This window comes from Nitratireductor basaltis (genome assembly GCF_000733725.1).
GTDB lineage: Bacteria > Pseudomonadota > Alphaproteobacteria > Rhizobiales > Rhizobiaceae > Chelativorans > Chelativorans basaltis.
In genome coordinates this window covers 179,139-192,246 of record NZ_JMQM01000002.1, presented here as the reverse complement: position 1 = coordinate 192,246, position 13,108 = coordinate 179,139, and the positions used below count along the sequence as shown (strand labels likewise).

Here is a 13,108-nt window from a genome sequence, read left to right as displayed (position 1 = left end):
CGGGAAGCTCAAAGCTCCCCAGAAAACCGTTCTAATTTTTACTCGGCTGCGGTCAGCCGCGCTTCTCGAACACCATCTGCCAGACCTCGCACCAGGGTTGCAACCGCTTCTGCCGGGTCGGCGGTGGTCTTTCCATCCGGTCCGATGACATTTGCAACTGCATTGACGATGGCAGTGCCCACCACGACGCCATCCGCTTCCGCACCAATGGCGCGCGCCTGAGCGGCTGTCTTTACGCCGAAACCGACGCAGACGGGAAGAGGCGTATGGGCCTTGATGCGGCTCACTGCTCCGCCAACCTTCTGCACATTCGTGAGTGCCGAGCCGGTGATGCCGGTCATCGAGACATAGTAAACGAAGCCCGAGGTGTTCTCGAGCACCTTCGGCAAACGCTTGTCGTCAGTGGTCGGTGTCGCCAGACGAATGAAGTTGAGGCCAGCCTTGAGTGCCGGGATGCACAACTCCTCGTCCATTTCCGGCGGTAGGTCCACGATGATCAGACCGTCGATGCCTGCCGCCTTCGCATCGGTGAGGAACTTGTCCACGCCATAGATATAGATGGGGTTGTAGTAGCCCATCATGACGATCGGCGTTTCATCATCTTCCTCACGGAAGCTGCGGGCCATTTCCAGCGTGCGCTTCAGCGTCTGACCGTTCTTCAGCGCGCGCAGGCCTGCCGCCTGGATCGCCGGGCCATCGGCCATCGGGTCGGAAAAGGGCATGCCAAGCTCGATGATGTCGCTGCCCGCCTTCGGCAGCGCCTTCATGACCGACAGGGATGTCTCGTAGTCTGGATCGCCGCCCATGAAATAGGTGACAAGGGCAGGGCGGTTTTCCGCCTTAAGCTTCGCCATGCGGCGGTCGATACGGGTCTCGCTCATGCCGGGTCTTTCGTCTCGTCGCGGAGCCAGTCCGCATAGTCGGTGTCGATTTCGGTGATGGGCGTGGCAACGATGGCTGGCACATCATAGGTATGGTGCTCGCGCACAAGCTTGCGCACCGCCTCGAAGTGCTCTGCCCGCGTCTTCAGAAGAAGCGGCACTTCTTCCTCGCTCTCGATCGCACCCTTCCAGTGATAGATGCTGGAGACCGTGCCGAAGATGTTGGCACAGGCCACAATGCGTTCCGACAGCGTGGCCTTGGCAATCTTGCCGGCCACGTCCCGGTCCGGACAGGTCACCCATATGTCGATGAAGCCGGTCATCAGCTCACATCCATGCCAAGATGTTTGGAGACGGAGAAGATGTCCTTGTCGCCGCGGCCGCACAGATTCATGACGATGATCTGGTCCTTGCCCATCTTCGGCGCCCGCTTGATGACCTCGGCCAGGGCGTGGCTGGGTTCGAGCGCGGGAATGATGCCCTCAAGGCGGGTGAGAAGCTGGAAGGCTTCCAAAGCCTCGTCATCGCGGATCGGCACATATTCGACGCGGCCCGTCTCGCGCAGCCAGGAGTGCTCAGGCCCGATACCCGGATAGTCGAGACCGGCAGAGATGGAATGGCCATCCTTGATCTGACCGTCCTCATTCTGAAGCAGATAGGTGCGGTTGCCGTGAAGAACGCCGGGCCTGCCAGCCGTCAGCGAGGCGCAATGCTCCTCGCCCTCAAGCCCTTTGCCGCCAGCCTCCACGCCGACGATCTGCACATCCTTGTCGTCAAGGAAGGGGTGGAAGAGCCCGATGGCGTTGGAGCCACCACCGACTGCCGCCACCAGCATATCCGGCAGGCGGCCTTCGATCTCCTGAATTTGCTCCTTCGTCTCCTTGCCGATCACGGCCTGGAATTCGCGTACCAGTTCCGGATAGGGATGGGGGCCTGCAGCCGTTCCGATCAGGTAATAGGTGTCTTCGACATTGGTGACCCAGTCGCGCAGCGCCTCGTTCATGGCGTCTTTCAGCGTGCCGTGACCGGAGGAGACGGGCTTCACCTCCGCGCCCAGCAGGCGCATGCGGAAGACGTTCGGTGCCTGGCGCTCGACATCAGTGGCGCCCATATAGACAACGCATGGCAGGCCGAAACGTGCGGCAACCGTTGCCGATGCCACACCATGTTGGCCGGCACCCGTTTCCGCGATAATGCGGGTCTTGCCCATGCGCTTGGCGAGAAGGATCTGGCCAAGGCAATTGTTGATCTTGTGGCTGCCCGTATGGTTCAGCTCGTCGCGCTTGAAATAGATCTTAGCGCCGCCAAGATGCTCCGTCAGGCGCTCGGCGAAATATACGGGCGAGGGGCGGCCGGTATAATGCTTGTTCAGATGCTCGAGCTCGGTCTTGAACTCCGGATCCTTCTTGGCCGCATCCCAGTGTTCCTGCAGGTCGAGAATGAGCGGCATCAGTGTTTCGGCGACAAAGCGTCCGCCGAAAATGCCGAACATGCCCTGCTCGTCGGGACCGGTACGAAATGAATTTGGCTGAGCCGGCTGGTTCATGCCCGCCTCCCTGGATGTTTAGACCGCGGCGCGAACGGCGCGGAAGAATTCGCGTATCTTCTGCTGGCTCTTTACGCCGGGCGCGTCTTCCACGCCAGACGATATATCGAGACCAGCCGGGTTTGCCACGGCAAGTGCATCGGCGATGTTGCCCGCATTGAGGCCACCGGAAAGCATGTAGTCCACGCTTTCGTCAAGGCGAGCCAGAAGCGTCCAATCGAAGGAAACGCCATTACCGCCAGGAAGTTCAGACCCCTTGGGTGCCTTGGCGTCGAAGAGGAAGCGATCGGCAACGCCCTTGTAGGGCTCGATCTTGTCGAGGTCGCCGGCCTCTCGAACGGCGAAGGCTTTCATCACCGGCAGATTGTAGCGCTGTCGCACCTCTTCAACGCGCTCGGGCGTTTCCCTGCCATGAAGCTGCAGCATGTCGGGCCTGACAACCGAGACGATCTCGTCCAATGCCGCATTATCGGCATCAACCGTCACAGCTACCACCTTGGCCTTTCCCGAAGCCGCATCGCGCAGCAGCCCGGCCTCTGCAGGCTCCAGATGGCGCGGGCTTTTTTCGAAGAAGATGAAGCCGATATGGCTGGCACCTTCCTCCAGTGCCGTGGCGATGGCCTCGCGGCTCTTCAATCCGCATATCTTGATGTCGAGTGTCATGGGCACCGGAGTTCGCACGAAACGCTTATGGTGTGAATAGTAATCAGAAAAATAGTGCGAAGTTGGGCACCCCGCTTGCGCTGCCACCCGCGCCGCAGTGCAGCTTACTCACTACTCACTACTCACTACTCACTACTCACTACTCACTACTCACTACTCACTACTCACTACTCACTTCGAAACCTTATCGCCTGCAGCGCCGTACCGTTTCGCTTGAGCCAGTCCTTGCAGCGGTCTGTGTCGGGGCAAAGCTCCCTGCACAGCTTCCAGAATCTGGGGCCATGGTTCATCTCGCGCAGATGCGCCACTTCATGCGCAACCAGATAGTCTATGACGGGACGTGGGGCCATCATGATGCGCCAGGAAAAGGAAAGCACGCCATCGGAAGTACACGAGCCCCAGCGGCTTGATGTATCCTTGTAGCGCGTGGCCTTGGCAGGTCTGCCAACGCTTGCCGTATGCTTCAGCACCAGCGGCTCGATCTCCCTGCGCGCTTCCTTCTTGAGAAAGTCGGCAATGCGCCGAGGCAGGTGCTGAATATCGCCGTGCACGATCAGAAGCTTTTGGCCATCCTTCTCCCCCAGGGCGACGGTTCCCCGTTTCCCCGGCTCGTGGCAGATCAGATGCGGCACGCCGCGGATTGGGATCTTCACGCCGGGCCGCACCACCGGATGTTCCGGCAGCTTCCTCAGCCGTTCCTCCAGCCAGCCGCGATGACGCTGCAGAAAATCATCGATTTGGCGTTCCGAAATCCCTGGCGGAATGGTTACGCGCAACTGCCCGCCGGCGGCGATTCTCAGGGTCAGCCGCTTGGCGCGGGCATTTTCCACCACACGCAACGGCACCTGTCGCCCAAGCACGTCCATGTGCCGGTCTTCAGGTGGTCTGGCTGGCTTGGATGTGCGCTTGAGCATCCGGGGAATCATCTCGTGATGATAATGCAGGAAGGCGCCGCAGGAACAGCTTCGCGCGGCAAAAAAGAAACGGCGCCCTAAGACGCCGTTTCATCAGTTGACTGGGCTGGTTGATACGAAATTAGTTCGCGTCGCCGGCCTCGGTAACTGGGTTTCCGCGCCCGGCCTTGCGCTCGTTCATGAAACGGTCGAACTCGTCACGATCGCGGGCACGGCGCAGCTCGCGCACATATTCGTCAAATTCGTCGCGCATCGCATCCAGCTTGCGGCGTTCTTCCTCAAGGCGCTCCAGCTCGGCTGAACGCCAGTCGTCGAACGCGACATTGCCGGTCGACGCATAGGTCTGGGATGCGCCCTTGAAGTTAGAGAACAGGCCGTCGGTAGCGCGGTTTACATCGCTCTTGAATGCGTTCAGGCGGTCGCCCCACAGAATATAGGCGAGCATCGCAAGGCCAAGCGGCCAGAACAGCATGAAGCCGATCACCATCAGGGCAATCGTCGCCGGCGTCCACGCCGGACGGAGAAGTGCAGAATTGGTCATGTCACGGTTCCTCAAATCACGTTCAGTCGGGCGCGGCCGCATGAATGAGATGGGGGGCGAAATGCGCGATTTCAAGATAAACAGGCGCATATCGCCTGCCGCTGATTACGCAACCCGCTTCTGAACCTGCTCGATCAGTCCTTCCGTCACCCGCAGGATCATCTCGATATCCTGAGGGCGGGAAAGTCTGTGGTCGCCGTCGCGAATGAGCGACAGCGTGACATCATCTGCCGGCAGATGCTCGACCAGCTTCATCGCATGCGCATAGGGCACATCCGGGTCCTGCATGCCCTGGAGAATATGCACGGGGCAGTGCGTGTCGATGATACCGTCGAGAACACGGTTCTTCGCGCCATCCTCGAAAAGCGCGCGCGTATAGATATTGGGCTCGTCGGAATATTCGGACGGCTCGCGCAGAACGCCTTCCTCCTGCAGCATCTCGCGCTGGGCGTCACTCAGCTGGGGCTCCATCAGTTCAAAGGTGAAATCGGGAGCGGGTGCAAGAAGCAGAAGCGCGCCCACGCGGTCACCCTCTCCGGCCTTGTGCAACTCCTGGATCATGCGCAGCGCCACCCACGCGCCCATGCTCGACCCCACAAGGATCTGGGGGCCGGAAGTGAATTCACGGAAGACCACAAGGCTCTCGTCCAGCCAGCGTGAGATCGTGCCGTCCTCGAAAGCACCGCCGGATTCTCCATGGCCGGAATAGTCGTGGCGCGTCATTGCGAGTTGCTTCGATGCCGCCCATTCATCAAGCGCCAAGGCCTTCGTGCCACACATGTCTGATCGATAGCCGCCAAGCCAGACAAGACCGGGGCTGCCGCCGGTGCGATGGCGCACCGCGATGCGCGTTCCATCCACCTCGATCTGTCGCAACTCGCTTCCCGACACGGCACTCTCCATGACTGTTGAATCGAAATTTGAACCCTTTTGCGCGCAAAATCAGGCACTACATAGCGCTTGCAGCGTGATTCTTGCCTATGCTTATGCTATTGACACCCATCCCGCAAAACGCACATAGGCGACAACCTGCTGCGCCGGGTAGACATGATCCGTCAATGATTTGAGGAGACAACGACCATTCGCAGACCATTCAAAGCGCCTCCCACGGTCAAGGAAGGGCCGCGCGCCAACCGCGATATCCGCGTTCCGCGCGTCCAGCTGATCGACGACGAAGGCAACAATCGCGGCGTCGTCTCAACCGACGAAGCCCTGCGTATTGCACAGGATGCCGGGCTCGACCTCGTGGAGGTATCGCCGAATGCCGAACCGCCGGTGTGCAAGATCACCGATCTGGGCAAGCTGAAATACCAGAGCCAGAAAAAGGCAGCCGAAGCGCGCAAGAAGCAGAAGACCGTCGAGATCAAGGAGATCAAGATGCGTCCGAACATCGACACCCATGACTATGAGGTGAAGCTGAAGGCAGCGCGGCGTTTCTTCGAGGCTGGCGACAAGGTCAAGGTGACCCTGCGCTTCCGTGGCCGCGAGATGGCCCATATGGAACTGGGCATGAAGCTGCTCAATCGCGTACGCGAAGAGGTGGAAGAGATTGCCAAGGTCGAGGCCGAGCCAAAGCTCGAAGGCCGTCAGATGATGATGGTCCTGGCGCCGCGCTAATCGCGCCACCCGATCTTCAAGAACATGAAGGAGCGGATTGCCCTTTCCGGCAGTCCGCTCTTTCTTGAATTGAGTGTTGCGGAATCCGGTTGCGTGCCGGCTTCCCTATCGCTATAACGCCGCGTCCCGAACCGGCCGGCAGGGCATGCCGTGTCGGTTCCAAATGCTGAAAAAGCTTGAACTCCAGTTCTGTTGCCCCGCTTGCGGTGGCCGAATGACAATGGGCTCGAGCGCATAAAACGGAGAAGCAAAATGCCCAAGATGAAGACGAAGTCTTCGGTCAAGAAGCGGTTCAAGGTTACCGCCACCGGCAAGGTCAAGGTCGGTGCTGCTGGCAAGCGCCACGGCATGATCAAGCGTTCCAAAAAGTTCATCCGCGATGCGCGGGGCACGATGGTCCTGTCCGAACCGGACACCAAGATCATCAAGAAATACATGCCCTACAGCTTCTGATTAGTGCGGACGAGATATAAGGAGATCATGCAATGGCACGCGTAAAGAGGGGCGTTACCGCCCACGCCAAGCACAAGAAGGTTCTGAAGTCCGCCAAGGGCTTTTACGGCCGTCGCAAGAATACCATTCGTGTCGCCAAGCAGGCGGTCGAAAAGTCGATGCAGTACGCTTACCGCGACCGCAAGGCGCGCAAGCGTAATTTCCGCGCTCTGTGGATCCAGCGTATCAACGCTGCTGCACGCGAGCATGGCCTGACCTATGGCCGCCTCATCGACGGCCTGAACAAGGCTGGTATCGAGATCGACCGCAAGGTCCTGTCCGACATGGCCATCCACGAGCCGCAGGCATTCGGCGCGCTGGTGAAGCAGGCCAAGACGGCGCTCGAATACCTCAAGGACACGACGCCGAACCAGTTTGAAGGCGCTGTAGCTTAAGCCAGCGCTTCCCGAAGCTGATGATTTAAGGGAAACCCGCGCTGGTTCTGCCGGCGCGGGTTTTTCTTTGACCGGTGCGAAATTGCGTACGCCGCGCGTCTCTCGAGGACTTGCCTTGAGATCGCGCGGGGTTGAAATACAGGCCGCTGCGGGGCAGTCAGTGGCAGACAATTCACCGGCGCGCCGAAGCGCCGAAGACGGGCGGTTCAAGGAAAGACGATGACTGATCTCGAGCAACTGGAAAAATCGATCCTCGACGAGATTGCGAATGCCGCGGATGAGCAGGCCCTGGAAGCCGTACGTGTCGCGGCTGTCGGCAAGAAGGGCTCCGTCTCCGAAAAGCTGAAGACGCTTGGTTCCATGACGCCCGAAGAGCGCAAGGAAATGGGCCCGGCGATCAACGGTCTGAAAAACCGCGTGATGGAGGAAATCACCGCCCGCCGCACGGTCCTGCGTGAGGCCGCCATTGCCGAACGTCTGGAGCGCGAGCGCGTGGATGTCACCCTGCCAGTGCCGCAGGCCCCGGCCGAGCGCGGACGTATCCATCCGATCAGTCAGGTCATCGACGAGATTGCCGCAATATTCGGCGACCTCGGCTTCTCCATTGCCGAAGGCCCGGACATCGAGACCGACTACTATAATTTTACCGCGCTCAATTTCCCCGAAGGCCACCCCGCCCGCGAGATGCACGACACCTTCTTCTTCCCCCCGGATGAAAAAGGCGAGCGCAAGCTTTTGCGCACGCACACCTCGCCGGTGCAGATCCACACGATGGAAGCGCAGGAGCCGCCGATCCGGATCGTGATCCCGGGCAAGACCTATCGCCAGGATTCCGATGCCACCCACACGCCGATGTTCCATCAGCTCGAAGGGCTTGTCGTCGACAAGACCTCGACTGTCGGCCATCTGAAATGGGTGCTGGAGGAGTTCTGCAAGGCGTTCTTCGAAGTGCCTTCGATCAATATGCGCTTCCGCCCGTCCTTCTTTCCCTTCACCGAGCCGAGCTTCGAACTCGATATCCAGTGCGACCGCTCCACGCCCGGAGAGGTACGCATCGGCGAAGGCTCGGACTGGCTGGAAATTCTGGGCTGCGGCATGGTCCACCCCAATGTGCTGCGCCATGCGGGGCTTGATCCCGACGTCTATCAGGGCTTCGCCTGGGGCATGGGCATCGACCGCATCGCCATGTTGAAATACGGAATGCCGGATCTCCGCGCCTTCTTCGATGCCGATCTGCGCTGGATAGAACACTACGGCTTCCGCCCGCTCGACATGCCGACTTTGTTTGGTGGACTGAGCAGCTGAGGAGGAGTGGTATGCGGCACGGTTACACGCCTGAACGTATAACTGCCATGTCAACAGAAGACATTAGAACGCTGCAGAACAATGCTCGGCGTCTGGGGGCCGATGACGTAGTAGCAATGTGCCAGGAGGAGCTCCAAAAGCGAGCACCAGCTAAGGCTAAGCGTGTTGTTGGGGTTAATAAAGGCTACGTGGCGGGCTATCACTTCGTATGCGCTAAAGACCACGGAGTGACCTTTGAATCGGACGGCAGATTTCGCTCTAGGTCGTGGGTGGTTGCCGAAGAGAACGTTGCGAACAGCTTGCGCAACGGTGCTTACATTGCGCTTCACGAATCCCGCAGCCTGCCGTCCTACAGGCAAGGAAAGATAGTGGGGTATGAAGTGGTCGATCGGGGCCTTATGGGAAAAGATAACACCGGGATCGAGTTCATCGTTGAAGCTGACGACCTCAATCGAGAATGGGTAGGCGATGGTACCGGCGAAAAGGGTTACCTCTGGTCTGGTGCTTTGGGCAGCAACGAAGAAACCGAAGATAAGGCAACTTCCGAATGAAATTCACGCTCTCCTGGCTCAAGGATCACCTTGAAACCGACGCCACGCTTGAAGAGGTGGTGGCCAAGCTGACCGAGATCGGCCTTGAGGTCGAGGAGGTGGACGACAAGTCCGCGCTCAAGCCGTTTCGCATCGCAAAGGTGTTGAGTGCGGAAAAGCATCCCGATGCCGACAAGCTGCAGGTGCTTTCGGTGGATACGGGCGAGGGCAAGCCGGTTCAGGTCGTCTGCGGCGCTCCCAATGCCCGCGCAGGCCTCGTCGGTGCTTTCGCCGCACCAGGCACTTATGTTCCTGGCATCGATGTCACGCTGTCGGTCGGCAAGATCCGTGGCGTGGAAAGTCACGGCATGATGTGCTCGGAGCGCGAGCTTCTTCTCTCCGATGCCCATGAAGGCATTATCGATCTGCCCGAGGATGCGCCTGTCGGAACGGCCTTTGCCGAATGGGCCAAGCTGGATGACCCGGTCATCGAGATCGGCCTCACGCCAAATCGTCCGGATGCGACCGGTGTGTATGGTATTGCGCGCGACCTTGCTGCCGCAGGGCTGGGCAAATTGAAGGATGGCAGCGTTGCGGCCGTTTCCGGCAGCGGTGACACGCCGGTCAAGGTTGCCATCGAGGCGCCGGAACTCTGCCCCGGCTTTGCATTGCGTGCCGTGCGCGGCGTGAAGAACGGCGCGTCACCGAAATGGATGCAGCAGCGCCTGATGGCGATCGGCCTGCGCCCGATCAACGCGCTGGTGGACATCACCAACTATATCACCTTCGACCGCGGCCGCCCGCTCCACGTCTTCGACATGGCCAAGGTGAAGGGCAATCTCACCGTGCGCCGCGCGAAGGACGGCGAAAAGCTTCTCGCGCTTGATGAGCGCGAATATGAGCTGACCTCCGACATGTGCGTCATCGCGGACGACAATGGCGTTGAATCCATCGCCGGCATCATGGGCGGCGAGCATTCCGGCTGTGACGAGAACACCACCGATGTGCTGATCGAATCGGCTCTCTGGGACCCAATGAACATAGCTTCCACCGGTCGCGCGCTCGGTATCATCACCGATGCGCGCTATCGTTTCGAGCGCGGGGTTGATCCGGAATTCATGGTCGATGGCCTGGAGCTTGCAACGCGCCTTGTGCAGGAAATCTGCGGCGGTGAGGCGAGCGAGCGGCAGGTCGAGGGCTACAAGCCACAAGAGCCCAAGACCATCTCCTTCCCCTATTCGGAAGTTGCCCGGCTGGGCGGCATCGAGATCAAGCCGAAGACTTCCGCTGACATTCTCGCCCGCCTTGGCTTCAAGGTGGAAGACAAGGGCGAGGCGGCAACGGTTTCGGTTCCGTCCTGGCGTCCGGATGTCGAAGGCAAGGCCGATCTTGTCGAGGAAGTACTGCGCATCAACGGCGTGAACGAGATCAAGCCCGAGCCGCTGCGATCCTTTGGAGCGGTGAACAGCCGTATCCTGACCACGCTCCAGATCCGCACTCGCCTCGCGCGCCGTGCGCTGGCCGTGCGCGGCATGGCAGAAGCGCTGACCTGGTCTTTCGTCTCGGCACAGGAAGCCGAACTGTTCGGCGGTGGTGCGGAAAATCTGCGCCTGTCGAACCCGATCGCATCCGACATGTCCGACATGCGGCCATCGCTGCTGCCGGGTCTCCTGAAGGCCGTGCAGCGCAATGTGGATCGTGGTCGCGCCGATATCGCGATGTTCGAGGTGTCCGGCACCTATGAGAGTGACGCGCCCAAGGGTCAGCGCCGCGTCGCATCGGGTGTGCGCCGCGGCACTGCCCATATGGAGCGTCAGGGCCGCGACTGGTCGGGCAATGCAGGGCCGGTTGGCGTATTCGATGCCAAGGCAGACGCACTGGCAGTGCTGGAAGCCTGCGGCGCACCGGCTGACAAGCTGCAGGTCGTGGCGGAAGCCCCGTCCTGGTACCATCCGGGCCGTGCCGGCACGATCCGCCTTGGACCGAAGATCATCCTGGCAACCTTCGGCGAGTTCCATCCCTCGACGCTGGAGGCGTTGGATGTGGACGGCCCGCTCTGCGGCTTCGAGGTCTTCATCGATGCGATCCCCGAGCCGAAGCAGAAGGCGACGCGCTCGCGCGGAAAGCTGGAGATCTCGCAGCTTCAGGCTGTCACACGCGATTTCGCATTCGTGGTCGACAAGACCGTCGAGGCATCCAGCATCACGCGCGCCGCTGCGAGTGCGGACAAGAAGCTGATTACCGGCGTCAATGTCTTTGACATTTTCGAAGGCGCTTCGCTCGGCGAGGACAAGAAGTCGGTAGCCATCGAAGTCACTATCCAGCCCAGCGACAAGACGCTGACGGATGAAGACTTCGAGGCGCTGGCAGGCAAGATCGTCCAGAATGTGGGAAAGCAGACCGGCGGTACGCTGCGCGGCTGACATTCAGGTACCAGAGGAGGCAGACATGCTGCGTTGGGGAATTCTTTCGACGGCCAAGATCGGGCGGGAGCAGGTGATACCGCAGATCATCGATGCTGAAGACAATGTGGTGACAGCCATTGCCAGCCGCGATCCTGCGCGTGGGCAGGTGGTAGCCGACCGCTTCGGCATTCCCCATGTCTTCGGCTCCTATGACGAGCTTCTGGCAAGTGACGATGTGGATGCGGTCTACATCCCGCTGCCCACCTCCCAGCATGTCGAGTGGGCGGTGAAGGCTGCAGATGCCGGCAAGCATGTGCTGGTGGAAAAGCCGCTCGCACTCAATGCCGATGACATCAAGCCAGTGATCGAGGCGCGCGACCGCAACAAGGTGGTCGTGTCCGAGGCCTTCATGGTGACCTACCACCCGCAATGGCAGAAGGTGCATGACCTTATCGCCGGTGGCGCGATCGGGCGCCTGCGCCATGTGCAGGGTGCCTTCACCTATCACAATGTCGATCCCGACAATATGCGCAACCGGCCCGAACTTGGCGGCGGTGGCCTGCCGGATATCGGCGTCTACCCGACCGTGACCACCCGGTTCGTGACGAAGACGGAACCGCAGCGTGTTCAGGCGGTGGTCGAGCGCGATCCGAAATTCGGCACCGATATATATGCAAGCGTGAAGGCGGATTGCGGAGACTTCGAACTCAGCTTCTACGTCTCCACACAGATGGCTGCCCGCCAGACCATGGCCTTCCACGGCGACAAGGGCTTCATCGAGGTGGATACGCCCTTCAATTCACGCATCTATGGCGATGATCGCGTGATCCTGCATGACCTCGCTCACGGCTCATCCACGACCTTCCGCTTCGGCGACACCCGCCAGTACCGCCTGCAGGCGGAAGCCTTCGCCAAGGCGGTGAAGGGTGAAGAGGCCCATCTGTTCGCACTGGAAGAATCGGTGAAGAACCAGCGCTTCATCGATGCCATCTTCCGGGCGGGCGAGCATGAGGGCTGGGAGACGGTTTAGGCCGTCTTCCCTCACATCCGCCTCAACACCCGGTCACTTTCAAAGAAGATATGGGTGCCGATGCGTCCCACAAGGCGCAATTTGCGCGCCCAGACCGGGCGCACATAAGTGGCATGATAGTGGGTCGCACGGTGGAACGGCGCGATGCTTTTCAGGACGCTTCGCTCGGCGTGGCTGCAGTTTGCGCAAAGCAGCGCTTCGGAAAGTTTTATGGCCCTGCGCCATGATTTCTCATCGCGCGGAAAGTCGGAGACCCGGTCACAGGTAAATGAAAACTGGCAGCGGTTCAGCTTGTAGGCATTCTGATAGATCACACCGCAGATGCTGGAAGGATAGGACTTCGAGCGCGCGCGGTTGAGAATGACCTGCGCCACCGCCGCCTGGCCTTCAATGCTTTCACCGCGCGCTTCGTGATAGATGCCCAGTGACAGGCATTGCGCTTCAACGCGCATTTGTGCCGTGGTCAACGAAGGCATCTGCAATTTCGGTCTTCTGACGGGAACGGACAATACCTGCTGAACGGCCTGTTGAACTGCACCTGCAGCCAGATTTCCGATGAATGGTGACGCATTGGCCGCGCTCGCTGCAAAAACAGCAAGCGCAGCAACGAAAAGCCCCCTCAAGCTTCGCATGACAACCCCTGCACGCAATTATTCCTAGCGCGGAAGTTGCAGAAAAGGTCTGAAGTCGGGGTCACTTTCGGTGACCTGATTTAAGTGTTCGCTTTAAGGCTTCGTAAACCGGCGTCGTAGCAAGCGTGCCCCGCAAGCCTTGCGGCCAGGCATATCG

General features: G+C 60.0%; 15 protein-coding genes. 7 read left to right on the top strand and 8 right to left on the bottom strand.

Annotated features, from left to right (window positions below):
• Window positions 1-38: 38 nt before the first annotated feature.
• The 7 genes from trpA to EL18_RS13265 all read right to left on the bottom strand — a co-directional run bounded on the left by trpA (window position 39) and on the right by EL18_RS13265 (window position 5,448).
• Window positions 39-881 (bottom strand): tryptophan synthase subunit alpha, encoded by an 843-nt coding sequence (trpA, locus tag EL18_RS13295; RefSeq protein WP_036485241.1) that lies wholly within the window; start codon window positions 879-881, stop codon window positions 39-41.
• On the bottom strand, window positions 878-1,204 hold the full coding sequence (cutA, locus tag EL18_RS13290) for a divalent-cation tolerance protein CutA (protein ID WP_036485237.1): 327 nt from the start codon (window positions 1,202-1,204) through the stop codon (window positions 878-880). The genes trpA and cutA overlap by 4 nt, the downstream gene beginning before the upstream one ends.
• Window positions 1,204-2,427, bottom strand: a complete 1,224-nt coding sequence (trpB, locus tag EL18_RS13285) for a tryptophan synthase subunit beta (protein ID WP_036485234.1) — start codon at window positions 2,425-2,427, stop codon at window positions 1,204-1,206. Before trpB ends, cutA begins: the two co-directional genes overlap by 1 nt.
• 18 nt (window positions 2,428-2,445) lie before the next feature.
• Entirely contained in the window at window positions 2,446-3,090 is a 645-nt protein-coding gene (locus tag EL18_RS13280) for a phosphoribosylanthranilate isomerase (protein ID WP_036485232.1), read from the bottom strand.
• A 167-nt stretch (window positions 3,091-3,257) separates the two neighbouring features.
• Window positions 3,258-4,004 (bottom strand): M48 family metallopeptidase, encoded by a 747-nt coding sequence (locus tag EL18_RS13275; RefSeq protein WP_244444600.1) that lies wholly within the window; start codon window positions 4,002-4,004, stop codon window positions 3,258-3,260.
• 121 nt (window positions 4,005-4,125) lie between these two features.
• Window positions 4,126-4,545, bottom strand: coding sequence for a DUF2852 domain-containing protein (locus EL18_RS13270; protein WP_036486370.1), 420 nt, complete (start codon window positions 4,543-4,545; stop codon window positions 4,126-4,128).
• A gap of 105 nt (window positions 4,546-4,650) precedes the next feature.
• A complete protein-coding gene (locus EL18_RS13265) occupies window positions 4,651-5,448 on the bottom strand; it encodes an alpha/beta hydrolase (RefSeq protein ID WP_036485226.1) in 798 nt (265 codons plus the stop codon).
• A gap of 177 nt (window positions 5,449-5,625) precedes the next feature.
• Here EL18_RS13265 and infC point away from each other — a divergent pair, with 177 nt between their 5' ends.
• From infC to EL18_RS13230, 7 genes are all read left to right on the top strand, one after another.
• Complete coding sequence (infC, locus tag EL18_RS13260; RefSeq protein WP_081871237.1) at window positions 5,626-6,162, top strand: translation initiation factor IF-3; 537 nt, start codon at window positions 5,626-5,628, stop codon at window positions 6,160-6,162.
• 252 nt (window positions 6,163-6,414) lie between these two features.
• Window positions 6,415-6,615 carry a 50S ribosomal protein L35 gene (gene rpmI / locus EL18_RS13255; RefSeq protein WP_036485219.1) on the top strand — a complete coding sequence of 67 codons (201 nt, stop codon included), beginning with the start codon at window positions 6,415-6,417 and terminating at the stop codon, window positions 6,613-6,615.
• 32 nt (window positions 6,616-6,647) lie between these two features.
• Window positions 6,648-7,049, top strand: coding sequence for a 50S ribosomal protein L20 (rplT, locus tag EL18_RS13250; protein WP_036485217.1), 402 nt, complete (start codon window positions 6,648-6,650; stop codon window positions 7,047-7,049).
• A gap of 219 nt (window positions 7,050-7,268) precedes the next feature.
• Window positions 7,269-8,354, top strand: coding sequence for a phenylalanine--tRNA ligase subunit alpha (gene pheS / locus EL18_RS13245; RefSeq protein WP_036485215.1), 1,086 nt, complete (start codon window positions 7,269-7,271; stop codon window positions 8,352-8,354).
• An 11-nt stretch (window positions 8,355-8,365) separates the two neighbouring features.
• The gene (locus EL18_RS13240) at window positions 8,366-8,905 is read left to right on the top strand and encodes a hypothetical protein (protein WP_051914273.1); all 540 of its coding nucleotides are present in this window, start codon (window positions 8,366-8,368) and stop codon (window positions 8,903-8,905) included.
• On the top strand, window positions 8,902-11,307 hold the full coding sequence (pheT, locus tag EL18_RS13235; RefSeq protein ID WP_036485213.1) for a phenylalanine--tRNA ligase subunit beta: 2,406 nt from the start codon (window positions 8,902-8,904) through the stop codon (window positions 11,305-11,307). Before EL18_RS13240 ends, pheT begins: the two co-directional genes overlap by 4 nt.
• Window positions 11,308-11,332: 25 nt before the next feature.
• On the top strand, window positions 11,333-12,319 hold the full coding sequence (locus EL18_RS13230; protein WP_036486367.1) for a Gfo/Idh/MocA family protein: 987 nt from the start codon (window positions 11,333-11,335) through the stop codon (window positions 12,317-12,319).
• 11 nt (window positions 12,320-12,330) lie between these two features.
• On the opposite strand, the gene EL18_RS13225 is transcribed toward EL18_RS13230, so the two are convergent.
• On the bottom strand, window positions 12,331-12,951 hold the full coding sequence (locus EL18_RS13225; RefSeq protein WP_051914271.1) for a cell wall hydrolase: 621 nt from the start codon (window positions 12,949-12,951) through the stop codon (window positions 12,331-12,333).
• Window positions 12,952-13,108: the final 157 nt, after the last annotated feature.